Below are 21,946 nucleotides of genomic sequence, written 5' to 3'. Positions count from 1 at the left end.
ACGATGCTCAATCTGTCCGTTCTCCTGGAAGATTCCGCCCGCCGGTATCCCGACCGGGACGCCTTGGTGCTGGGGAACACCCGGATCGGCTACGGCGAACTCGACGCCCGAGCGAACCGGGTGGCCAACCTGTTGATCGCGCGTGGAATCGCGCCGGGCGACACCGTGGCGATGTCGATCCCCAACGTGCCGGAGTTCGTGATCGTCTACTACGGCATCCTCAAGGCCGGCGCCGTCGTGGTGCCGTTGAACATCATGCTCAAGGGACATGAAATCGCCTACCATCTGCAGGATTCCGGCGCCCGGGCGTTCTTCTGCTCCGAAGGTGGACCTGACCTGCCTATCGGTGAATACGGTCGTGCCGGTTTCGCCGCAGCACCGAAGTGTCGCGACATGTTCGTCGTCGGCGGACTCGATGGTGCGGACAGTCTCGATACTGCGCTGGGGGAAGTATCGGATGTCCGTTCGTCGGTGGTACGTGATCCGCAGGACACGGCGGTGATCCTCTACACCAGCGGAACCACAGGAAAACCGAAGGGAGCCTGCCTTTCCCACTCGAACATGGTGACGAACGCGCTCACCGCGAACCGTCTGTTCGACAGCAGTCCGATGTGTACCGACACGTACCTGGTGACCTTGCCGCTGTTCCACTCCTTCGGTCAGACCGTGACCATGAATGCGGGACTGTCGGTCGGGGCCACGCTGGTTCTCCTGCCGCGTTTCGATGCCCGCACCGCACTGACACTGATGATCGAGGAGGACGTCACCGTTTTCGCCGGGGTCCCGACGATGTACTGGGCTCTGCTCGATGCGGTGGACGAGACGGTCGACGTGCAACCGATCGCCGCGACGATGCGCCGGGCGATCTCCGGTGGCGCCGCCCTGCCCGTCGACATCCTCACCCGGTTCTCCGAGCGCTTCGGTGTCCGGATCCTCGAGGGCTACGGGCTGTCCGAGACGTCTCCGCTCGCGTTGTTCAGCGATCCGGAACGTGACCCACGTCCCGGATCGATCGGAGTCCCGGTGTGGGGAGTCGAGGCCCGCCTCGTCGACGCCGACTGGAACACCGTCACAGCTACCGACACGATCGGGGAACTCGCCCTGCGCGGACACAATGTCATGTCCGGATATCACGGCCGGCCGGATGCCACCGCCGAAGTGATGCGGGACGGTTGGCTGCGTACCGGCGACCTCGCTCGCAGGGATGCGGACGGTTTCTACTACATCGTCGATCGCGCGAAGGATCTGATCGTGCGCGGAGGCTTCAATGTCTACCCCCGAGAGATCGAGGAAGTGCTGATCACCCACGAAGCGGTGTCACTCGCGGCGGTCGTCAGCGTTCCCCACGAGGTGTACGGCGAGGAGGTCGGCGCCTTCGTCATCCTTGAGGCAGGGGCGCAGATCACGGAAGAGGAATTGATCTCCTGGTGCCGCGACCGAATGGCGGGATACAAGTATCCGCGCTCGATCGAGATCGTCACGACGCTTCCGACGACCGCGACGGGCAAGATTCTCAAACGCGAACTCGTCGCCACGGTACGGACGAGCACGGTATCGGCAGGCGTGGTATCGGCGAGCACGACATCTACGGGTCAGGGTTCGCCGGATGTCGGGTGAGGTCGAGGTGACATCGACGCCGCAGGACGTCGTCCGGCCGGAGGCGACGCCGGTGGGTCCGCGTTCCCGCGCGGTTGTCCTCGTCGCAGGTATCGGCGTGTGCGCGGCCGGCGCTGCGATCGCGATCGTGCTCGGTCGGTTGTTTCCCGCCGTGAACCCGATGTTGATCGCGATCGTGCTCGGAGCGCTGGTGGCCAATCTGGTTCCCGTCCCGGCGTGGATCGGCCCCGGCGTGGACTTCTCGACCAAGCGGCTGCTGCGCCTCGGCATCGCCGTGCTCGGCCTCCAACTGGTCTTCCACGACATCCTCACCCTCGGGTGGGGTGTCATCGCGCTCGTCGTGGTCATCGTCGCGGCCGGGATCACCGGGACGATGTACCTGGGGCGGGTCCTCGGACTTTCGTGGACTCAGCGGGTCCTCATCTCGTGCGGATTCTCGATCTGCGGCGCCGCGGCGGTGGCTGCCGCAGACGGAGTCGTCGACGCGAAGCGCAAGGAGGTGATCACCTCGATCGCGTTGGTCGTCGTCTTCGGCACACTGATGATTCCGGGGATTCCGCTGCTGGTGGGAGTTCTGGGGATGGACGACCTGCAGTCCGGCATCCTCGCCGGTGGGTCGATCCACGAGGTCGCGCAGGTGGTCGCTGCCGGAGGCATGATCGGCGGTGGAACTCTCGCGGTCGCCACCGTGGTCAAGCTTGCCCGGGTCCTGATGCTGGCCCCGGTGATGGCATATCTGGGCGTGGTCCGCCGACGGCGCAGTCGCGAGACGGGCGTCCACGAGGACACGGTCGGCCGGCAGCCGCCTCTGGTGCCGGTGTTCGTGATCGGATTCCTGGCAGCGGTGGCGGTGCGGTCCTCCGGACTGCTTCCCGACGTCGTGCTCGAGCACGCCGCGCTCGTGCAATCAGCGCTGTTGACCACGGCCATGTTCGGGTTGGGTCTCGGGGTCCGGGTCGGACTGCTGCGCTCGATCGGGCTGCGACCGTTCGTGCTCGCTGCTGCCTCCACGCTGTGGGTGGTGCTGATCGCCCTCGTCGGTGTCCTCGTGCTGAGCTGACCCCGACCCATACTGTCGGCATCGCCGACGCAGCGAAACATTCGGTGTCGCAGAAAATTCTGCAACGGCAAAACACTCCTCACCCGCACACGATCGTGCCAAGCTCGGAAGAGGTGGTCGGTCCTCGACCCGAGAAGTCCGTCCGGCCCGCGAGGTCGGCTGCCCGGGCGCGCAGGAACGATTGCGAGGTCGAGTCGATGGCCGAGGAACACGAATCGCACCGGGACCCGGTGCCCGCCGATTCCCGCCGGTGGGCGTGGACCGCCGTGGTGGTGCTGATCGTTGCCATCGTGCTTCCGATCGCCGAAGCCGGTCTGCGCGGTGTCGTCGCGCTGTTGCTGGTCGCGGCGGCCGGTGCAGCCCTGGCCGTTGCCGCGGCTTACTGGTTCCTCACCCACCGGGGCGTGATCCGCGGGGCGGCTCTGGCCGTGACCGTCCTCGCGCCTGTGGTCGTGATCGTCGTCTTCGCGGCGTCGGGTCACCTGTGGGTTGCGATCGCGTCGGTGCTGCTCGTCGCCGTGGCGGTCGCGTGCGGGCGCCGCGCCCTGCGGGCCGATCGCGTGAGTCCGCAGCCGGAGTTCCCGGCCGTTCCCGTGCAGCACCCGTTCTTCGTCATGAATCCACGCTCAGGCGGGGGCAAGGTCGTCCACTTCGACCTGCAGCGCAAAGCCGAGGAACTCGGCGCCGAAGTCGTGTTGCTGAGCGGACCGCAGCAACTCGACGTCACCGAACTGGCGGAGAACGCAGTCGAACGAGGAGCGGACCTGCTCGGCGTCGCGGGTGGCGACGGAACGCAGGCCCTGGTCGCCGCGGTCGCAGCGGAACACCGTCTTCCGTTCGTGGTGATCAGCGCCGGAACCCGGAACCATTTCGCCCTCGACCTCGGGCTCGACCGGGACGACCCGGCTGCGGGTCTGGACGCCCTCCGCGACGGGGTCGAACTGCGCGTCGATCTCGGCCGGATCAACGGTCGCCCGTTCGTCAACAATGCGTCCTTCGGCGTCTACGCGGAGGTGGTGCGGAGCCCGCAGTACCGTGCAGACAAGACGGCGACGGTGTTGCAGATGCTGCCGGATCTGCTCGGTGAGCAGGGTAGGCCGGGGTTGCGGGCGCGAATCGATACCGAGACCGTCGAGGGACCGCAGGCAGTCCTGGTCAGCAACGGCCCGTACACATTCGACGACCTGGCGGGACTCGGGCGAAGAGCCCGTCTGGACAGTGGGCGGCTCGGTGTCGTCGCGATCTCGGTCTCGAACGCCCGCCAGGCCGTCGGCCTGTTCCGTCGCACTCACGACCGAGGACTGTTGCAGCGCACTGCGACGGAGGTGGTCGTCGATGCGGACGTGCCGGAGATTCCCGTCGGAGTCGACGGTGAGTCGGTGATGTTGTCGACACCCGTTCGATGCACGATCTCCACCGGAGCGCTACGGGTTCGAGTTCCCCGCGACCGTCCGGGTGTGCGGCTGCCGCCGCCGAGGCCGGACTTCGCCCGGTTACGGGAAATATTGTGGCCGAATTGAATTCTTCTATCCCCGCATTCCACGTGTCCGACGCTTTCAATGGAGGGATGTGCAGATGGATGGCATATTCCGGTGATCCGGTCCTCGTGGAGGACCTGCTCTTCCGTCCGGTTCATTCGCTGATCGATCAGAGCCTGCACTCCCGGATGGGCGCGACGACCACGAACGGGGACGGCTTCGGGATCGGGTGGTATGGGGAGGGGCCGAAACCAGCGGTGTTCAAATGCATCGAACCTGCCTGGAACGAGAGGAATCTTCGGGAGATCGCCTCCCAGATCCGGACTCCGCTGTTGTTCGCGCACATCCGTGCCTCGACAGGAACTGCGGTGCAACGCAGTAATTGTCATCCCTTCCGGCACGAGAACTGGATGTGGATGCACAACGGCGCGGTGCACGGCTTCCACGTGATGAAGCGTGATCTGGCAATGGCCGTGGATCCGAGTCTCTACGACGGGATCGAAGGCTCGACCGATTCCGAGATGTTGTTCTTCCTCGCGCTGACCTTCGGTCTCACCGATGATCCGTTCACCGCTGTGGCGAAGGCTGTCGGTTTCGTGGAGGACGTCGGCGCCCGTCGCGGTGTCGAGAATCCCATGCAGGGAACGATTGCGACCACGGACGGCATCTCGGTCTGGATTTTCCGGTATTCGACGGAGCGACAGACGCGTTCGCTGTTCTACTCGGCCGACATCACGGCGGTAAGGGCGCAACATCCCGAAGTGGAGGTGTTGTACAGGCTGGGGGACGACACCCGTTTCGTGGTGTCCGAACCCCTCCGGGATCTCGAAGGGGCCTGGCTGGAGGTGCCGGAGTCGAGCGCGGGCATCATTCGGGGCAGGGAAGAGCAGTTCCGGGCGTTCGAGCCGGTTTCGCCTGTGCGATCGACCTGATCGCCACGGATTCCCCAGCGTCGATCACGATCTCACGGGTCGGCCGGACCGGTACCCGATGCGCCGAGCGCGTCGCCCGGGTTCAGCTCCACGGTATCGATCCCTGCGTGCTCGGCCCGACGGACGAACTCGGCACCGGGCCCGAAGAACAACCGGGGGCGGACGGCGTCGAGACCGATCGGCCACAGCGTGCCGTAGTGGATCGGTACGGCCAGACCCGCCTGCACCAGACGGGCGACGACAGCGGCCCGGCCGGGATCGAGGTGGCCGTCGCCGAGGGTGGGCCCCCAACCTCCGACGGGTAGCAACGCCAGATCCACGGGCCCGACATGGTCGGCGAGACCCGGGTACAGATCCGTGTCGCCGGCGAAATAGGTGCGGCGGGCTCCCTCGACGACGTACCCGACCGCCGGCGCGAGTTCCGGGCCACGGCGCCAACGGCGGCCATCGTGCCGGGCGGGCACGGTGCGCACGGTGACCGTGCCGATCCGTATTCCCTCGCCGGGACGCAACGGCACGAGGCGGTCGGCGAACCGACGCAGTGCCGGAAATCCGTCGGTGGCTCCCCAGGGGACCACGATCGGAACGTCCGGATCGAGCAACCGCAACGACCTCAGGTGGGTGTGGTCTGCGTGCAGGTGCGAGAGCAGGACGGCATCCGGGTCGTGCACGTGGGGTCCGGTAGGGGTGGGTCCCCGGCGGCGGTGCAGATGCGCGACGCGGTCGGTGAGCACCGGGTCGGTCAGGACGACCGTCCCACGGTCCTCGATCAGCGTGGTGGCATGCCCGAGCCAGCGCAGACCGGATACCGGGGCATTCACCCGCGGTGGCGTGCTCATGAACCTTACGATTCCAGACGTGGGAAGGGGCCCGCGATGCGTACGGTGGGCGGCTTGTTGCGGATACTCGTCGAGTTCCTCGTGTTGTGGGGATCGTCGGCGCTCGCGCTCGTCGTGCTCGACCGGGTCCTCGACGGCGTCACGCTCGACCGGTCCGGCTTCGCTCCGATACCGACGCTCCCGGCCGCGCTGGTACTGGCGCTGGTGTTCGGTCTGCTGAACGCAGCGCTGTGGCCGGTGATGATGCGGTTGATGTCGTGGATCGGCCCGGTATTGCTGTTCGTCGGAGTTTTCCTGGCCGGCGGTGCGATCATGCTGCTGACGCTGTACCTGGTACCGGTCGCCACGGTGGACCGTCCGGGCGATGCGATCGTGCTCGCCGCGCTGGTTTCGCTGGTCACTTCCGTCATCTCGGGCGCGATCGCCTCCCGCTCCGACACCGCCTACCGGTTGATGCAGGTGCGGCGGCACCGGTTTCGATTGCGGCGCAACGCGACGCTCGTGGGTGCACCTCCGGGGTTGCTGTGCATCCAGATCGACGGGCTCGGGTACGACGTACTGCGGCGGGCGATCGCCGACGGTGTCACGCCCCGCCTGGCGACGCTGGTGCGTGAGACCCACCGGCTGGTGCCGTGGTACACCGATTGGAGCAGTCAGACCGGAGCGACCCAACTGGGCGTGCTGCACGGTTCCAACCACAACGTGCCCGCATTCCGCTGGTACGACAAGACCACCGGGCGTATCTCCGTGTTCAGCAACCCGGCCGACAACGAACAGCGCGAACTCGAGCGGGCGGACCGGCCCGGGCTGCTCGCCCACGACGGTGCGAGCCGGGGCAACCTGTTCACCGGTGGTGCGCAGGACAACGTACTGGTCGTCAGTCGTATGCGCGGTGCCCGGCTCGGTGGGGGTGCCGGCTACAGTGCCTATTTCGCCGATCCTGCGAGCGCACTGCGCACCTTCATCAGGATGATCGCGGAACTGCAACGGGAACTTCGTCAGTCGCTGCGGCAGAAGCGGAAGGACGTCCGTCCACGGGTTCCGCGCGGCGGAATGTATCCGTTCGTCCGCGCTTTCGCGACCGTACTCGCCACCGACGTCACCGCTGCCGCAGTGGTCGGTGATCTGATCAAGGGGCGTGCCGTCGTCTATCTCGATCTGATCGGCTACGACGAGGTGTCGCACCACTCCGGGATCTCTCGGCCCGAGACACTCTCCGTGCTCGCGAAAGTCGACGACATCGTCGCGATGTTGCTCGCGGTGACGGAACAGTCCGACCGGTCCTATCACGTCGTCGTGCTCTCGGATCACGGGCAGAGCCAGGGCGCGACGTTTCTGCAACGCTACGGAGAGAGCCTGGGACAACTGGTGATCCGGTTGGCTGCACGGAGCGAGTCGGCCGATCGTCACCGGCACGAGCGGAGGGCGGATACCTTTGCCCAGCCAGGAGGGGAGGGGCGCGCTTATGCCGCAGCCAGCATGCACGCCGCACCGGCCGAGGAGCAGGCGCACACCGTCGCCGGTGAACCGATCGTGCTCGGCTCGGGCAACCTCGGTCTGGTGTACTTCCCGCACCTGCCCGGCCGCGCCGACATCGACACCATCGAAGCCGCGCACCCAGGACTGCTCACCGCTCTCCGGGCGCATCCCGGAATCGGCTTCCTTCTCGTCGCCGCCCCGGGCGGATCCGTCGTGCTCGGACCTCACGGCCGGGTGGACGTGACGACCGGTGAGGTCACCGGCCGGAATCCCCTCGAGGTGATGGGTCCCGATGCGCTGGCGAAGGTCCGGCGCACCGACACCTTCGACAACGTCGCCGACATCATGGTCGGCGGTGCATACTGGCCAGAGACCGACGAGGTTGCAGCGTTCGAAGAGCAGGTCGGCTCGCACGGCGGTATGGGTGGTCCGCAAAGCACTCCGTTCCTCCTCTATCCCGCCACGCTGCCCCCACCCCCGGAGCCGCTGAAGGGCGCCGAGAACGTGCACGAGGTGCTCGCCGGGTGGCGGGATCGATCGGCGGGACCGCCCACAGCAACGACCGATCACCACGCGACGATCAGAGGTGGGTGACCGGGCCCAGGGAGAACGAAAGCTCTTCGGGACAGGAGATTTCGGTCGGTTCGGTCAGTGGTTTCGTTCGGTGTCGCGAAGGTCGACGGCGATACCGGTGGTCTTGGAGACGATCCGGCGGGCTGTTTTCATCTCGGCGGCGATCCGGTCGGTGAGGTCGGCTGCGTACACCACGACGACACCGGCCTGCCCCTGTTCGAGAGCCTCACCGAGCTCTTGGACGTCTCTGCGGTCCATCCGGTCTCCCGCATGCCCGAGCAAGGCTCCGATGCCTGTTCCACCTGCGGTGGCGCCGACGAGACCGATACCCACGGGTGGGAACAAGGCGGCCACCACCCCGACGGCCAGACCCCAGCCGAGACCGACCGCTGCCCCGTGACGAGTGGGGTGCTCGTGCTTCTCGACGAGACGGATCTTCCCGTTCTCCTCCTTGACGATGACGGATGCGTCGAAGCCGTGGGAGGGGCGTACCTCACGGTGGAGACGCTCGAGTCCCTCGAAGTCGGCCACAGCGTCCTCGATCCGGTCGTACGCTGCGGCGCTCACGGACAGGGTGCTGTTCTCGTGCTTGCTCACGTTCTACCTGCCGAGATTCGGAACCGCAGGCGGAAGAGTCGAATCGAGCATCGGGTGTCCGGTGAGCTCGCGCTTCACCGCCCTCTCGACGAGTAGCGGAACGAAGTCTCGAACTCTGCTCGTAGCGAATCGGAGGTGGACGCCGTGCACCGCACGTTCGATGTCGTCCGGAGGAACAAGCGGATATCGAATGACCAGACGTTCGATCACCTGTTGTATCTGACGGAACTCGTCGTCACCGCTCATCGGCCAAGCGTGACGTCGGCCCCGAGATCCGTCAAGGCTCGAAACGGTATCGGATGCACCGCTTTCGGGCACGATTCGGCAACACCTCTGGTACGTGGTGGCCGGTCCGCGTCCATCGCCCCGAACCGATCGTTCTCCCACGAACGCGGGATCGGAGGCGGACAATGGGTGAACGTCCGAGGGGGAACCGTGGGACACAAGACGGGGCACGAGAAGCACCGGAAGAGATCGCCGGAGAAATCGCTCACCGCGCGTTCCGATTCCGGCGCCCTTCGTCCCCCCGGTCCACCGCAGCAGGGCGCATCGCCGGTCCGCGAACCCATGAAGAACAAGGAGTACCGTCGCCTGCTCCGTCCGCTGCACGCCGAACTCGTCGCCGTGCAGGACTGGGTGAGATCGTCCGGAGTTCGTATCTGCATCCTGTTCGAGGGCCGCGACACCGCAGGTAAGGGTGGTGTCATCAAGGCGATCACGGAACGAGTGAGTCCCAGGGTCTTCCGCGTCGTCGCGCTGCCCGCACCCACGGAGCGTGAACGGTCTCAGATGTACATCCAGCGCTACGTACCCCACCTGCCGGCCGGAGGTGAGGTCGTGATCTTCGATCGCAGTTGGTACAACCGCGCCGGCGTCGAACGAGTGATGGACTTCTGCACGGAGGAGGAGGCACAGCATTTCCTCCAGATGATCCCGACGGTCGAACGCGCGATCGTGGACTCCGGCATCATCCTTCTGAAGTACTGGCTGGAAGTGAGCCCGGAGCAACAGACGCTGCGCTTGCAGAGTCGCATCGACGATCCTCGTAAGACCTGGAAGCTGTCGGATCTGGATCTGGAGTCGTACACACGCTGGTACGACTACTCCCGGGCACGGGACGAGATGTTCCACTTCACGGATACCGGTTGGGCTCCCTGGTATGTCGTCGACAACGACGACAAGAAACGTGGTCGGCTCAACGTCATCGCCCATCTGCTCGACCGGATCCCCTACGAGCCGCTCGAGCGCCCCGATCTGGTTCTGCCGCAGCGGCAGGACGCCGATGGGTACACGGCACCAACCCAGCCTCTTCACTGGATACCCACGCTCTACTGAGGCTCTTCCGGTAGGGAAGGACGAACCGCGATGGCCACTACGAGATCCGGACCGGACCGAGCGAAGCATTTCGTCCCCGGTCGGGAAGAACCGTCCTGGTATGCCACAGACGCCGCCGACGTGATCGCAGCGCTGTCCTCCGACGAACGATCCGGTCTCACCACGGCAGAGGCGGACGAACGTCGCCGACGCTTCGGACCCAATACGATCGTGTCCGAACCCGCACCGTCCACGTGGACGGTCGCACTGCGGCAGGTACGGGATCCGATGAACCTGATGTTGATCGCCGTGACGGCGGTCAGCATCGTGATCGGGGAGATCTCCACCGCACTCGTCGTCGTCGTCCTGGTCGCACTCAATGTGGTGCTGGGCACGCGGCAGGAAGTGAAGGCCCGTGCGAGCGTGGACGCCCTCGCGAGAATGCAGACTCCGCAGGCGCGAACGATCCGCGACGGAGTGTTGAGCGAGATCGGGGCCACCGACCTGGTGCCCGGCGACATCGTGCAACTCGAAGCCGGCGACCTCGTGCCCGCGGACGGACGTGTGATCACGTCGGCGACGCTCGAGACGCAGGAAGCAGCGCTCACCGGAGAAAGTGCACCCGTTCCGAAGGACCCCGCGACCCTTCCCGTCGGTGACGTGCCCTTGGGCGATCGCTCCGACATGCTGTTCCAGAACACATCCGTCACTCGTGGTACCGCCAGGATGGTGGTGACGGAAACGGGCATGGACACAGAAATGGGCCGGATCGCGTCGATGCTCTCGGCCGTTGCTCCGAGCAAGTCACCGCTGCAACGCGAACTCGACTCGCTGACCCGGCTGCTCGGGGTCATCGCGTGGACCGCGGTTGCCGTCATCGTCGTCATCGGCGTGATCCGCGGGCAGGATCTGACCACGGTGCTGTTGCTGGGCATCGCCATGGGGGTGTCGGCGATCCCGACCGGCCTGCCGACCTTCGTGCAGGCGATGCTCGCTTTCGGTGCCCGGCAGCTCGCCGAAGCGAAGGCCGTCGTCAAGAACCTTTCCGATGTCGAGACCCTCGGTGCCACGAACGCGGTCAACTCGGACAAGACCGGTACGCTCACGATGAACCAGATGACCGTGCGCTCGTTGTATTTCCACACCCGGTGGTACACCGTGGACGGTGAGGGATACAGCAAGACCGGGCGGATCACGCGTGCCGCCGGCGACGAGCTGCCCGACTTCACTCTTCTCGCATACGGATTGTGCCTCGACAGCGATGCCACGGTGTCCGACAGCGGAGTGGTTGTCGGAGATCCCACCGAGGCGGCTCTGGTCGTGCTGGCCGCCAAACTCGGCATCGACGCCCCGCTCACCCGCCGGTCGTACCCCCGCATCGCCGAAGTGCCGTTCGACTCCGCGTACAAGTTCATGGCGACGTTCCATCACCTTCCGGTCGACGGAGCCACGCGATTGGTCGAACTCGTCAAAGGTGCCCCGGACGTGATTCTGGCACTGTGCAGCACCGCCTATCGCCCCGGGCGACACGCGGTTCCACTCGACGAGGCTCGTGACGAACTCGTCGCCGCGAACCGGACTCTGTCCGAGAAGGGGCTGCGGGTGCTGGCGTTCGCGGCCCGCATCGTCGACGGGCAGGAGGAGGTGGTCCGGGCAGACCCGATGTCCTTCGTGGACGATCTCACCTTCGTCGGGATGGTCGGCATCATCGACCCACTCCGGCCCGAGGCGGTCGAGGCGGTACGAACCGCGCACGCGGCAGGTATCGATGTCCGCATGATCACCGGTGATCATGCGATCACAGCGTCCGCGATCGGAGCCGAACTCGGTCTCGGCCCAGGGGTCGTCAGCGGACCCGACCTCCGAGCGATGTCCGACGAGGCTCTGGCGGCGGAGCTTCCGAACCTGCACGTGTTCGGCCGTGTCACTCCCCAGGACAAGCTCCGCCTCGTCGATCTCATGCAGAAGGAGGGCGCGGTCGTCGCGATGACCGGAGACGCCGTCAACGACGCCGCAGCGCTGAAGAAGGCCGACATCGGAGTTGCGATGGGATCGGGCAGCGAAGTGACGAAGCAGGCCGGGAGAATCGTGCTGACCGACGACAACTTCGGAACGCTGGTCACTGCGATCCGGCTGGGGCGAAACATCTACGAGAAGATCGTGTCGTACATCCGGTACCAGATGTCGAAGCTGTTGTCGCTCGTTCTGCTCTTCCTCGTCGCGAGCATCTTCGACATCAACGACGGCGTCGCCCTGACCCCGTTGATGGTGTTGTTCCAGCACTTCTTCATCACGTTGTTCCCGGTCGCCGTCATCATGCTCGACCCGCCTTCACCGGATCTCATGAGCAAGCCGCCTCGTGACCCGAATACACCCATCGCAAACAGAGCCGCTTTCGTGCAGTGGACGGTCTACGGAACCCTTCAATTCGCCGTGGCTCTCGCGGCCCTGCTCCTCGCCCCGGGCGAAATGAGCACGACCGAACCGTCGGTGCCGATGACGACCGCCTTCGTCGTGCTGTCGTTCGGCTCCGTTCTCGCCGGATTGTCCATGCGGCGCGATCCCGAATCCGGATTCGCCGCGCCGATCGTGGGCGCCCTCCGGATCCTGTCGATTCCGGTGGTGGTCACCGTGCTCGCCGTCGAGTCGGACTTCCTGCAGGACCTTCTCATGACGACGTCGCTGACGGGCGCTCAATGGCTGGTCTGCATCGGTTGGTCGGTGATCGTTCCGGTCGTCGTGGAAGCGGAGAAGGCGATCCGGCGTCACCGACACACACCGGACCTGTCGATCCCCGCGCCGGTGGCGGTTGCTCCTGCGCGTGCTCACTGAGGCCGGGTCATGTCACGAATCCAGGGCTTGGGGGCGCTTCCCGGAATCGCAACAGCTCGTGCCTATCGCCGGGAGTGGCTGCGTCCGGACATCACTGCCGGTCTCGTCCTCACCGCACTGCTCATCCCTGCCGGAATGGGCTACGCGGAAGCGGCGGGTCTGCCTGCCTATGCCGGCCTCTATGCAACCATCGTTCCTCTCTTGGCCTATGCGGTGGTCGGCCCGTCGAAGATCCTCGTCCTGGGCCCGGACTCGTCGCTCGCTCCGCTCATCGCAGCGGCCGTCCTTCCGCTCGCCGTCGCAGACGATCCGGAGAGCGCCTTGGTCTTCGCCGGGGTACTCGGTGTGCTCGTCGGCGTGATCCTGCTCGTCGGAGGATTCCTCCGTCTCGGCTTCGTCACCGAACTGCTGTCCAAACCGATCCGGCTGGGTTACCTGAACGCCATCGCACTCGTCGTGATCGTCGGACAACTTCCGAAACTGCTCGGCTTCTCGGTCGACGCGCCCGGCCTCCTGGGGGAGATCCGAGAGATCGGGGAAACCGTGGTAGGTGGTGGGATCGACCCGGTCGCAGCCGGTATCGGGCTCGCCTCGCTCGCGGTCATCGTGGGTTTCCGATTGTGGTTGTCGCGGATACCGGGAGTCCTGGTCGCGGTCGTCGGAGCGATCGTGGCCTCCGCTGCGCTGGATCTCACCGACGACATCGGAATGGTCGGCGCGCTGCCCGAGGGACTCCCGCTCCCGTCGTTCGGCGGGGTCGAGTGGTCGGACGTCGCCCGTCTCGTCGGACCTGCAGCCGGTATCGCGCTGATCGCTTTCGCCGACACCGGAGTGCTCTCCCGCACCTTCGCCGCGCGACGGGGTGAGAACGTGAACGGGAGCACGGAGATGAAAGCGGTGGGTGTCGCCAACATCGCCGGAGGACTCTTCGGAGGGTTCCCGATCTCCGCAAGCGGATCTCGGACGCCGGTCGCCGAGCAGAGCGGCGCGCGAACCCAATTCGCGTGTGTCGTGGGAGCGGTCGCCGTTCTCGTCTTCGTTCTCGTCGCTCCGGGGTTGACCACCTATCTACCCGATGCGACTCTCGGTGCTGTAGTGATCGTCGCCGCCACGGCCCTGGTGGACGTCCGGGGCATGGTCCGGATGTGGAGGATGAGCTCGGTGGAGTTCGGGCTGGCCGTCGCGGCCTTCCTCGGGGTCGCTCTGGTGGGCGTGCTGCAGGGCATCGTCGTCGCGATCGGTCTGTCCTTCGTCTCGGTGGTCGCGCGCGCCTGGCAGCCGTATCGCACCGAGCTCGTGCGGACCGCCGATCGTCCGGGATTCCACGACGTAGAACGTCATCCCGAGGGCAGTCGTATCCCGGGTCTGGTGATCGTCCGGTTCGACGCCCCGCTGTTCTTCGCCAACGGGGAGATCTTCGATCAGTACGTGCGGTCGGTGGTGGCCCGAACCGAAGCGCCGGTCGAATGGGTGGTCATCGCGGCCGAACCGATCACGGGACTGGACACGACCGCCGTCGACGAGCTCGTCGACCTCGACACCTATCTGGAGGGCAACGGCATCCGCCTCGTGTTCGCCGAGATGAAGGGGCCGATCAAGGACCGGCTCATCAGATTCGGGGTCGGGGACAGGTTCGACCCGACTCGCTTCCATCCGACCGTCGAGGACGCGGTGAACGCCTTCATCGGCAGGACCGGTCGAAGCGACGATCAGATCGTCGGCTGATCCTCGATCGTCGGTCGGTCCTCGACGGTACGGGCGGGCCTGATCACCAGTTCCAGGACCAGCAGCGCCAGTACCGCACCCAGCACGATGAGCGCGACCACGAGCCCGGTCGGGTAGCGCCAGAACATCACGAGCAGTGCAGCCACTCCGATGACGACCGCCCGGATCGCGACGCGGGCACGGAAGGCCGCTTCTTCGAACGCATTCGGCGGGCGGGGCCGACGTAGCCGCTGGACGGCACCGAGGCTGCGGCCGAACCCACGCCGAACGGTCCGGGCGGAGGACGAGCCACCGGTGAGGTAGGCACCGAGAGCGATCACCAGTCCGAGCACCGCGACCGCCCGAAGGCTGGTCCGCAGCGGCATCAGCACGGCATCGATGATGGCTGCTGCCGCCTCCGGCGACAGGACGTCGGGCGGGACATCGTCGAGATACAGCGACCGGACGATGATGAGCGCGACCGCCAGAACGAACATTCCTACGACCAGTGCGAGGCCGACGAAGGCGAGTGCGCGTAGGCGACGGCCCGGCGGCGCGACGGCGACTGCGCCGGCAGCAGCGGCGAGGGTGATCCAGGGCAGCACATCCGAAATGTTGTCGAGAGTGTTCACGGCTCGCTGCGCCCGGACCAGTTCCGGTGATCGGAACAGGACCAACTGCTTGTCGACACTCGGGATCTTCTCCGCGAACGTGAAACCGCGGTCGAGGAGACGGCCCTTCACGTTGTCGATCACCGTGCCGAGCGAGATGCTCACCGTGCCCGAATCGTCGACCGTCACCGACGACGGCCCGACGTTGCCGGTCACCACCGCGACCAATGCGTTGTGGGCGGCGCGGTGGGCCTGGATCCACAGATCCTCGAACTGCTCGCTCTGCACCAGTGACAACACCGTCTCGTTGACGAAGTTCCGCGCCTGTCCGGTGATCACCGGTGCCAGTCCCTCGACGGCGCGGTCGACGCGCGGCGCGTTCTCTGTGGCCGGAACGGCGTCGGTGAGAGCGACCAGAGCGTCGGTCGTCAGACCTTTGACGTCGACGCGTGTGAAGATCTCGTCGGTGACGGAATTCGCGATCTGCGTCTGGATGGCGGGGTTCGAGCCCAGCGGGGCGACGGTTGTCACGTACCGGTCGGTGTCGAGGATCTCGCTGCGCACGAACCGTGCGGTGACCGAGAGGACGGCCAGGACCGCGACCAGCACGGCGAGCAGTGCAAGGGCAGCCCAGCGCCAGCCGTGTCTCGCAGGCCGCGGCTCGGGAACGGGCTCCACCCCGACAGTGGCTCGTTCGCGAAGCGTGGCGACTTCCGCACGCAACCGATCGAGTTCGGCGCGCTCGTCGTCGTCCAGTCGGTCGGGTCGGGGACCTTCACCGCCTGTGCCGATGTTTGTGGTCATCCCTGCATCGCCCCCTTTCGGGGCCGGACCCATTATGCGCCGTTGCCGACAACTCCGGTTGGAATTTGGATCCTATTCCCTTCAGAAGTGGACTTCGAGTGGTCATACTCGACAGGAGGGGATCTGTTGTCGACGACACCGACGGAAGTCCACTCCCGGCTTCCGCCAACGATCTTTCATCGAAAAGAGGCTTCAGGTGACCGATTCGGATATCGACGAGATGGGCCCGGTCGACTATCTCGTCATCGAATTCCCCGCCGACCGACCACCGAACGGTTCTGCTCTACCGCTGCTGCTCGACCTTGTCGAGCGAGGCATCATCCGGGTGCTCGATCTCGCGTTCGTCCGCAAGGACACCGACGGTTCGGTCGCCGGGATCGACATCTCCGAGGTCGGGCTCGAAGGAGAAGTCGACGTGACGTTGTTCGCGGAGGCGTCGTCGGGCCTGCTCGGCGACACCGATTTCGACGAAGCGGGGGCTGCGCTCGAACCCGGCTGCTCGGCGGCCGTGCTCGTCTACGAGAACACCTGGGCTGCTCCGCTGGCGCGGGCACTGCGTCGCAACGGCGCCGAACTCGTCGCGTCCGGGCGTATCCCGGTCCAGAGCATCCTGGCTTCGCTGGAGAAGCTCGACGTCGAAATGTGACTCGAGCGAACGAAATACACGAGGAGATCGACATGCCAGGACTACTCCGCGGGGTGGCTCGCACCGCAGTCGTAGCCGGGACGGCGACGGCCGTCTCCAACCGCGTCTCCCGCCGGCAGGGAGAACGATGGGCATCGCAGGGCCAGGCCGTCTACGGGCGTCCCGCCCAGTACGCACCCGAACCCGAACCCATGCCCGCGCCGCCTCCGGGTGGAACGGATCGCATCACCGCGCTGAAGGACCTCGCCGAATTGAAGGCCCAGGGTGTGCTCACCGAGGCCGAGTTCGAGAGGGAGAAGGCGCGAATTCTCGCATCCTGAGCCCGAGTCCGGCCTCTGCGTCGAGCGGACACGACCACTCCCACGCGCCGCCGACGGGTCGAGGAACGAGCTTCATGGGCGACTGGAGGTGTACGGTACACCGGATCGACGAGCCGACCGACTACGTGGCGAGGCTGTCGCTGGTACTGGCGGACGACCTCACCCCGACGGAGGTGCAGGACCGCGCTCGTGTGCTGGCCCGTCAGCTCTTCGGGCACGACGTCGACGTCGGGGAGGTCGAGCCGGAATACTGGTCGGCCCGTCGGCCGCCGTCGACCTGAGATCGTAGCGGTGACGCACTGTATCTGTTGAAAGAGAGCGTATTCCGTGTGTCTCGGGCCCTCTCCTCGCGACACGGTCGTCACTGGGCTCCGGAGGCGGAAGGCGTGGCACTCGAGGTCGCGGGAAGGAGCGCGGACGCGACGAGTCCGACGAGCCCGATGCACGCCAGCACGATCATCGCGGCCGCATACGACCGGTCCGGCGTGGCCAGGCCGACGACGAGGACGGTACCTGCCACGGCAGTGCCCAGGGACGAACCCAGATTGGACACGCAGCGCGACAGACCCGAGATCTCACCCTGCTGTTCCTCTGGGAACGCCGACTGCACGACGTTCACGGACGGAGTGAGCATCGCACCCAGTCCGACGCCGATGAGGAACAGGCCCGGGGCGAACGCCCATGCGCTGGTCCATGCACGGACCATCAGGAGCAGCACCACGATGCCGCCGAGGGTGACGACGAAGCCGCTCATGATGAGGGCACGCTGTGAATGCCGGGCGGCCAATCGTTCCGCCAGCAATGAGGAACCGAGAATGCCGGCGGTGGCGGCGGTGAAGATGATGCCCGTCTCGATTGCGTTGTAGCCGCGGACCACCTGCAAGAATGCCGAGACGACGAACGCGACGCCCATCAGCAGCAGCCACTGGATGTTCTGGGTGACGAGCGCGAGATTCGATGTGCGATTACGGAACAGGTCGGTCGAGAGGAGCGGCACTCTGCCGGCCCGTTCGAAGCGTCGTACGTGCAGGAAGAACCCGACGACGAGCAGGATTCCGATACCGATGAGGCCGGCGGATACCGAGAGTGCGTTGTCCGCCTGGAGAATCCCCATGACGATACAGACGAGACCTGCGGCGGACAGGACGGCACCGATCCCGTCGAAGGGTGTGGTCGGATCCGGGGGCAGGGGATCCTCGAGTCCTTTGCTCAGAACGACTATGGCGGCGACGATCAGTGCCTGGAAGACGAAGGCGGCCCGCCAGTCGATCGCAGTAGTGATCAATCCACCTATCAGCGGCCCGGCTGCGGCGCCTATCCCACCCATGCCGGTGATCACGCCGAAGGCCCGTGCCCGGGACTTCATATCGGTGAAGAGCATCGTCGTGAGGATGTACACGGGCGGGATGAGCAGTGCGGTGCCGATTCCTTCGAAGATCGAGTTGCCCAGGATCAGGATTCCCAGACCCGGTGCTGCCGCACTCAGGAGGGCGCCCACGCCGTACAGTACGAGTCCGGCGACGAAACACCGCTTGCGACCCCATCGGTCCGTCAGTTTCCCACCCGGAATCATAAAAGCTGCCATGACCAGAAGGAACACGGTGATCGCGGTCTGCACACCCTGCACCGTGGTGTCCAGGTCGACGCTGATGTCGTTGATCATCACGTTCATGTTCGAACCTGCGAAACTGCAGATGAACTGAGCGAGGGCGAGTGGGAGCAACATTCGCCGAATAGGGGCGGAAGGTTTCGCCACCGGATTCTCGGTCATCTCGTACTTCCCGTCGCGAAGGACGTCGCCGAAACTCTGAACGTCATGATCCACCGCGGTGGTGGACGGTGGCGCCGACGAGTCGAAACCGTGACCTTGACCTGATATCCGAGACCGGAGGAAGATCGAAGAACTCGACTCCTCTTCTCGCGAGGTAACGTCATGCTTCTCGAGGACTACGGCTTCATCGGTGACCTGCAGACCTCCGCGCTCGTCGGCCGGAACGGCTCGATCGACTGGCTGTGTATGCCCGCGTTCGACTCCGGGTCGTGTTTCGCGGCCCTGCTCGGCGGCCCGGAGCACGGACGCTGGCTCGTCGCGCCTGCGGCGGAACCCGTGGCGGTCACCCGTCGCTATGTCGACGACACCCTGGTGCTCGAGACCGACTTCGAGACTGCAGAGGGCGCCGTCCGTCTGATCGACTTCATGCCTCGTCGGGGATCGGGTCCACCTCGGCTGATCCGTATCGTCGAGGGGTTGCGGGGCCGTGTGCCGATGCGAATGCACTTGGCGATACGCCCCGATTATGCGGCGGTCACACCGTGGGTCGAGGCGGTGACCGACGGTGCTGTCGCGACGGCCGGCCCGGACGCCTTCCACCTGTGCACGACGGTGCCGTTGGAGATCCGTGCCGGGACCGTCGAATCCGAGTTCGTCGCCGTGGAGAGCGGCCGATACCGATTCGCTCTGGACCGGTACCCATCCTTCGAACCGGCCCCCGTCGTCGAGGATGCCGAATCCGCGCTCGCGCGCACCGTGGAGTGGTGGCGCGAGTGGACCGGCCGGTGCACCTACAAAGGGGCATATCGCGACGAGGTGATCCGCTCTCTGATCGTCCTCGAGGGGATGACCGACGAGACGACCGGTGCGATCGTGGCGGCCCCGACCACCTCCCTGCCCGAAGCGCTCGGCGGGGTACGCAATTGGGACTACCGCTACTGCTGGTTGCGCGACTCGGTGTTGGCGCTCGAAGCGCTGCTCGCCGGGGGATACACCGGCGAGGCTCTGGCCTTCCGCGACTTCCTGCTCCGGGTGGGAACGGGTGATCCTGCCGATGTGCAGATCATGTACGGGATCAGGGGAGAGCGTCGACTGACCGAGTTCGAGGTGGAACATCTGCCCGGTTACGAAGGGTCGGCGCCCGTCCGGGTCGGAAACGCCGCAGCCGAACAGTTCCAGCTCGACGTGTACGGCGAGGTCCTCAGCGTGGCGTACAAGGGAGCCGAAGCGCTCGGTAGGATCGAGCCGCACATGTGGCCCCGCTGGCAGGCCGTGATCGAATACGTCGAAGGAATCTGGCAGGAACCCGACGACGGGATCTGGGAAACACGCGGCCCCCGGCGCCATTTCACGCAGTCCAAGGTCATGGCCTGGGTCGTCTTCGACCGCGCGGTCCGGCTCGCCGAGGGATTCGGGCTCGACGCACCTCTCGACCGGTGGAGGCGGACCCGCGACGAGATCCACGACGAGATCTGCGAACGTGGATACGACCCGGTCCGTGGCACGTTCACGCAGTACTACGGCTCCACGGAACTCGACGCCAGCGTTCTGCTGATTCCGCTCGTCGGCTTCCTGCCCCCGACCGATGATCGGGTCACGTCCACGATCGACGCGATCCGGAACGAACTCGGCCGCGACGGCTTCGTATCCAGGTATTCGACGACGGATACCGACGACGGGCTTCCCGGGGACGAAGGACAGTTCCTGGCCTGCTCGTTCTGGCTGGTGAGCGCGTTGGCGCTCAACGGCCGGGTCGACGAGGCCCGCGCGTTGTTCGAGCGGTTGCTCGGACTCACCAACGACCTCGGACTGCTCGCCGAGGAATACGACGTGCAGGCGGGACGACAGGTCGGCAACTTTCCCCAGGCATTCAGTCACCTCACTCTCGTCGGCGCGGCCTGCGCGATCACCGTCGCCGAACGGGCACGGGCAGTGGATCCGGCCGACGGAGCACCGGCCGTCTGATCCGACATCCTCCGAATGCCATGTCTCCGCGAGATCTTCGTCCACACCGTGCGTGCTGTATGTATCCTGTGGGTACATGCTGCCCCGCATACGCACCCGTGTTCGTCGGTGTCTGTCCATCGAACGAACCACATTGGCGCGCCTGAAAATCGGTAGAAATCGTACGAATGTCGCCGATTCGGCGCGCACGCTTCCCCGGACCCGCCGAGCACGTTTCAATGACAGGTGCAGAGGGGCTGTCGGGAGCGCAGGGGATACGCTTCCGCGTCGCTTGCTCCGTCGGGGAAGTTCGCGAACGGTGGCAGGGGAACAAGATGGAACACGGTGTTGTGTTGTGGTTCGACGCCGGTCTGGGTCACGGCTTCATCCGTGACGACGACGGTACGGAGATCCTGGTGCACTACTCACAGATCGACGGGAGCGGCTACCGCTTCCTGACCGGGGGTCAACGGGTCCGATTCGAGATCGGTTACGGGATCTTCGGTCGACATGCGGTCAACGTGCAGGTGTGCTGACATACGGGACGTTCGGATGGTGGGATCGGGAGATGGACACACGGGCGAACGAGTGGGCGGAGGAGACCCACCTCGCTGCTGCAGCTCCGACCGAGGAGCAGATGTGGGCCTCGCGGGCCAAGATCTGCAGGCCGCCGACCCGAACGATGAGACGGTCGCGTCGATCGCTGCGCGGTGGGGCTTCTCGTCGCCCGGACGATTCGCGACGCAGTACCGGTCCGTCTACGGCCGGGCGCCTCGTGGGACCCGGTCGGGCAGGCTGTGGTCCGATCGAACTACTGCCGATCCTGTAGAAAACGAATAGACTGCACCGGAAGCGAACGATGCGTTCGCTGTCGACTCTGTCGGCGGGGCGCGAGACTTCCGCCGCAGGGGGTCGGATCTGTCGACCTGCCCCGTCGGCAGTGCCTCGAGTACGCACAATCGGTCCCGGTCAGGGCATTTCGGCGTATGCTCAGGACATCGGTGATCGCCTGTCACCCCCTGCGCGGACGATCGCCGGCGCCGGGTGGATCAGAGGTAGGCCACTCGGGCGATGCCGAACCCTGTCGCCCATTTCCCCCTGCTCGGGTGGCAGGGTTTCGGCGCGCCGCAGGTCGTTCGGCGCGCGGGCGTCATCACTTCAGCGGTCGGAATCCGGCCCCGTTCCTCGTGATTCGCCGGGATCGTCGTCGCCGTCGTCCACTTCGGGAGGGACGCGGGGAGTTCGGCTGCATAGGCTGCACGGGGTGGGGCGACCCCGTCGAGGCGTTCGTTGATCGCATGGGCGATCAGATCGTGTTGCACACGGGAGATCAGATCGTGTTGCACACGGGAGAGGGGAAGCAGGCCGTCGAGATACGCGGCTCTTCGCACTTGGTAGGGGCTGGTGCCGATCGACCCCGTTGCC

General features: G+C 65.9%; 18 protein-coding genes and 1 pseudogene. 13 read left to right on the top strand and 6 right to left on the bottom strand.

Annotated elements, in window-relative coordinates:
- Positions 1 to 3: 3 nt before the first annotated feature.
- From QR64_RS23160 to QR64_RS23145, 4 genes are all read left to right on the top strand, one after another.
- Positions 4 to 1,617 carry a long-chain-fatty-acid--CoA ligase gene (locus QR64_RS23160; RefSeq protein WP_039587503.1) on the top strand — a complete coding sequence of 538 codons (1,614 nt, stop codon included), beginning with the start codon at positions 4 to 6 and terminating at the stop codon, positions 1,615 to 1,617.
- Positions 1,607 to 2,677 carry a YeiH family protein gene (locus QR64_RS23155; RefSeq protein ID WP_039587502.1) on the top strand — a complete coding sequence of 357 codons (1,071 nt, stop codon included), beginning with the start codon at positions 1,607 to 1,609 and terminating at the stop codon, positions 2,675 to 2,677. The genes QR64_RS23160 and QR64_RS23155 overlap by 11 nt, the downstream gene beginning before the upstream one ends.
- Positions 2,678 to 2,874: 197 nt before the next feature.
- A complete protein-coding gene (locus QR64_RS23150; protein ID WP_039587499.1) occupies positions 2,875 to 4,197 on the top strand; it encodes a diacylglycerol/lipid kinase family protein in 1,323 nt (440 codons plus the stop codon).
- Positions 4,198 to 4,256: 59 nt separating this feature from the next.
- Positions 4,257 to 5,087 carry a class II glutamine amidotransferase gene (locus QR64_RS23145; protein ID WP_039587497.1) on the top strand — a complete coding sequence of 277 codons (831 nt, stop codon included), beginning with the start codon at positions 4,257 to 4,259 and terminating at the stop codon, positions 5,085 to 5,087.
- Between the two features lie 32 nt (positions 5,088 to 5,119).
- Here the strand turns inward: QR64_RS23145 and QR64_RS23140 are convergent, their stop codons facing one another.
- Positions 5,120 to 5,926 carry an MBL fold metallo-hydrolase gene (locus QR64_RS23140; protein WP_039587496.1) on the bottom strand — a complete coding sequence of 269 codons (807 nt, stop codon included), beginning with the start codon at positions 5,924 to 5,926 and terminating at the stop codon, positions 5,120 to 5,122.
- 36 nt (positions 5,927 to 5,962) lie between these two features.
- Between QR64_RS23140 and QR64_RS23135 the strand changes: the two genes are divergently transcribed.
- Positions 5,963 to 7,999 (top strand): phage holin family protein, encoded by a 2,037-nt coding sequence (locus QR64_RS23135; protein WP_039587494.1) that lies wholly within the window; start codon positions 5,963 to 5,965, stop codon positions 7,997 to 7,999.
- Positions 8,000 to 8,053: 54 nt separating this feature from the next.
- Here QR64_RS23135 and QR64_RS23130 read toward each other — a convergent pair whose 3' ends face one another.
- Both QR64_RS23130 and QR64_RS28950 read right to left on the bottom strand, forming a co-directional pair.
- On the bottom strand, positions 8,054 to 8,575 hold the full coding sequence (locus QR64_RS23130) for a DUF1269 domain-containing protein (RefSeq protein ID WP_052227408.1): 522 nt from the start codon (positions 8,573 to 8,575) through the stop codon (positions 8,054 to 8,056).
- Positions 8,576 to 8,578: 3 nt separating this feature from the next.
- Positions 8,579 to 8,821, bottom strand: coding sequence for a three-helix bundle dimerization domain-containing protein (locus QR64_RS28950; RefSeq protein WP_039587493.1), 243 nt, complete (start codon positions 8,819 to 8,821; stop codon positions 8,579 to 8,581).
- Between the two features lie 189 nt (positions 8,822 to 9,010).
- Here QR64_RS28950 and ppk2 point away from each other — a divergent pair, with 189 nt between their 5' ends.
- The 3 genes from ppk2 to QR64_RS23110 are packed head-to-tail and all read left to right on the top strand — an operon-like array spanning position 9,011 to position 14,446.
- A complete protein-coding gene (gene ppk2, locus QR64_RS23120) occupies positions 9,011 to 9,910 on the top strand; it encodes a polyphosphate kinase 2 (protein WP_039587491.1) in 900 nt (299 codons plus the stop codon).
- Positions 9,911 to 9,940: 30 nt separating this feature from the next.
- Complete coding sequence (locus tag QR64_RS23115; RefSeq protein ID WP_039587490.1) at positions 9,941 to 12,721, top strand: cation-translocating P-type ATPase; 2,781 nt, start codon at positions 9,941 to 9,943, stop codon at positions 12,719 to 12,721.
- 9 nt (positions 12,722 to 12,730) lie between these two features.
- Positions 12,731 to 14,446 carry a SulP family inorganic anion transporter gene (locus tag QR64_RS23110; protein ID WP_039587489.1) on the top strand — a complete coding sequence of 572 codons (1,716 nt, stop codon included), beginning with the start codon at positions 12,731 to 12,733 and terminating at the stop codon, positions 14,444 to 14,446.
- Here QR64_RS23110 and QR64_RS23105 read toward each other — a convergent pair.
- Complete coding sequence (locus QR64_RS23105) at positions 14,431 to 15,840, bottom strand: hypothetical protein (protein ID WP_039587487.1); 1,410 nt, start codon at positions 15,838 to 15,840, stop codon at positions 14,431 to 14,433. The genes QR64_RS23110 and QR64_RS23105 overlap by 16 nt on opposite strands.
- A gap of 196 nt (positions 15,841 to 16,036) precedes the next feature.
- On the opposite strand from QR64_RS23105, the gene QR64_RS23100 reads away from it, so the two are divergent.
- The 3 genes from QR64_RS23100 to QR64_RS23090 all read left to right on the top strand — a co-directional run bounded on the left by QR64_RS23100 (position 16,037) and on the right by QR64_RS23090 (position 17,087).
- A complete protein-coding gene (locus tag QR64_RS23100) occupies positions 16,037 to 16,486 on the top strand; it encodes a DUF6325 family protein (protein WP_006551605.1) in 450 nt (149 codons plus the stop codon).
- A 32-nt stretch (positions 16,487 to 16,518) separates the two neighbouring features.
- Positions 16,519 to 16,806, top strand: coding sequence for an SHOCT domain-containing protein (locus QR64_RS23095; RefSeq protein ID WP_039587683.1), 288 nt, complete (start codon positions 16,519 to 16,521; stop codon positions 16,804 to 16,806).
- Between the two features lie 74 nt (positions 16,807 to 16,880).
- Positions 16,881 to 17,087: a hypothetical protein gene (locus QR64_RS23090; RefSeq protein WP_039587485.1), complete on the top strand. Its 207-nt coding sequence runs from the start codon at positions 16,881 to 16,883 to the stop codon at positions 17,085 to 17,087.
- An 80-nt stretch (positions 17,088 to 17,167) separates the two neighbouring features.
- Here the strand turns inward: QR64_RS23090 and QR64_RS23085 are convergent, their stop codons facing one another.
- Positions 17,168 to 18,532, bottom strand: a complete 1,365-nt coding sequence (locus QR64_RS23085; RefSeq protein ID WP_268814383.1) for an MFS transporter — start codon at positions 18,530 to 18,532, stop codon at positions 17,168 to 17,170.
- A gap of 207 nt (positions 18,533 to 18,739) precedes the next feature.
- Here QR64_RS23085 and QR64_RS23080 point away from each other — a divergent pair, with 207 nt between their 5' ends.
- Positions 18,740 to 20,542 carry a glycoside hydrolase family 15 protein gene (locus tag QR64_RS23080; RefSeq protein WP_039587484.1) on the top strand — a complete coding sequence of 601 codons (1,803 nt, stop codon included), beginning with the start codon at positions 18,740 to 18,742 and terminating at the stop codon, positions 20,540 to 20,542.
- Positions 20,543 to 20,856: 314 nt separating this feature from the next.
- On the top strand, positions 20,857 to 21,057 hold the full coding sequence (locus QR64_RS23075; protein WP_039587481.1) for a cold-shock protein: 201 nt from the start codon (positions 20,857 to 20,859) through the stop codon (positions 21,055 to 21,057).
- Between the two features lie 513 nt (positions 21,058 to 21,570).
- Here the strand turns inward: QR64_RS23075 and QR64_RS27085 are convergent.
- A pseudogene (locus tag QR64_RS27085) lies at positions 21,571 to 21,946 on the bottom strand (hypothetical protein); the annotation flags it as partial.

It is taken from the genome of Rhodococcus sp. Chr-9 (assembly GCF_000801125.1).
GTDB lineage: Bacteria > Actinomycetota > Actinomycetes > Mycobacteriales > Mycobacteriaceae > Rhodococcus > Rhodococcus pyridinivorans.
The sequence above is the reverse complement of the archived record's forward strand: the minus strand, read 5'-3'. Positions and strand labels throughout refer to the sequence as shown.

Excerpts from the sequence above, each read along its gene's own strand:
- QR64_RS23160 (WP_039587503.1), top strand. The coding sequence starts at position 4 with ATGCTCAATCTGTCCGTTCTCCTGGAAGATTCCGCCCGCCGGTATCCC.
- QR64_RS23155 (WP_039587502.1), top strand. The coding sequence starts at position 1,607 with ATGTCGGGTGAGGTCGAGGTGACATCGACGCCGCAGGACGTCGTCCGG.
- QR64_RS23150 (WP_039587499.1), top strand. The coding sequence starts at position 2,875 with ATGGCCGAGGAACACGAATCGCACCGGGACCCGGTGCCCGCCGATTCC.
- QR64_RS23145 (WP_039587497.1), top strand. The coding sequence starts at position 4,257 with ATGGCATATTCCGGTGATCCGGTCCTCGTGGAGGACCTGCTCTTCCGT.
- QR64_RS23140 (WP_039587496.1), bottom strand. The coding sequence starts at position 5,926 with ATGAGCACGCCACCGCGGGTGAATGCCCCGGTATCCGGTCTGCGCTGG.
- QR64_RS23135 (WP_039587494.1), top strand. The coding sequence starts at position 5,963 with ATGCGTACGGTGGGCGGCTTGTTGCGGATACTCGTCGAGTTCCTCGTG.
- QR64_RS28950 (WP_039587493.1), bottom strand. The coding sequence starts at position 8,821 with ATGAGCGGTGACGACGAGTTCCGTCAGATACAACAGGTGATCGAACGT.
- QR64_RS23115 (WP_039587490.1), top strand. The coding sequence starts at position 9,941 with ATGGCCACTACGAGATCCGGACCGGACCGAGCGAAGCATTTCGTCCCC.
- QR64_RS23110 (WP_039587489.1), top strand. The coding sequence starts at position 12,731 with ATGTCACGAATCCAGGGCTTGGGGGCGCTTCCCGGAATCGCAACAGCT.
- QR64_RS23105 (WP_039587487.1), bottom strand. The coding sequence starts at position 15,840 with ATGACCACAAACATCGGCACAGGCGGTGAAGGTCCCCGACCCGACCGA.
- QR64_RS23095 (WP_039587683.1), top strand. The coding sequence starts at position 16,519 with ATGCCAGGACTACTCCGCGGGGTGGCTCGCACCGCAGTCGTAGCCGGG.
- QR64_RS23090 (WP_039587485.1), top strand. The coding sequence starts at position 16,881 with ATGGGCGACTGGAGGTGTACGGTACACCGGATCGACGAGCCGACCGAC.
- QR64_RS23085 (WP_268814383.1), bottom strand. The coding sequence starts at position 18,532 with ATGTTGCTCCCACTCGCCCTCGCTCAGTTCATCTGCAGTTTCGCAGGT.
- QR64_RS23080 (WP_039587484.1), top strand. The coding sequence starts at position 18,740 with ATGCTTCTCGAGGACTACGGCTTCATCGGTGACCTGCAGACCTCCGCG.
- QR64_RS23075 (WP_039587481.1), top strand. The coding sequence starts at position 20,857 with ATGGAACACGGTGTTGTGTTGTGGTTCGACGCCGGTCTGGGTCACGGC.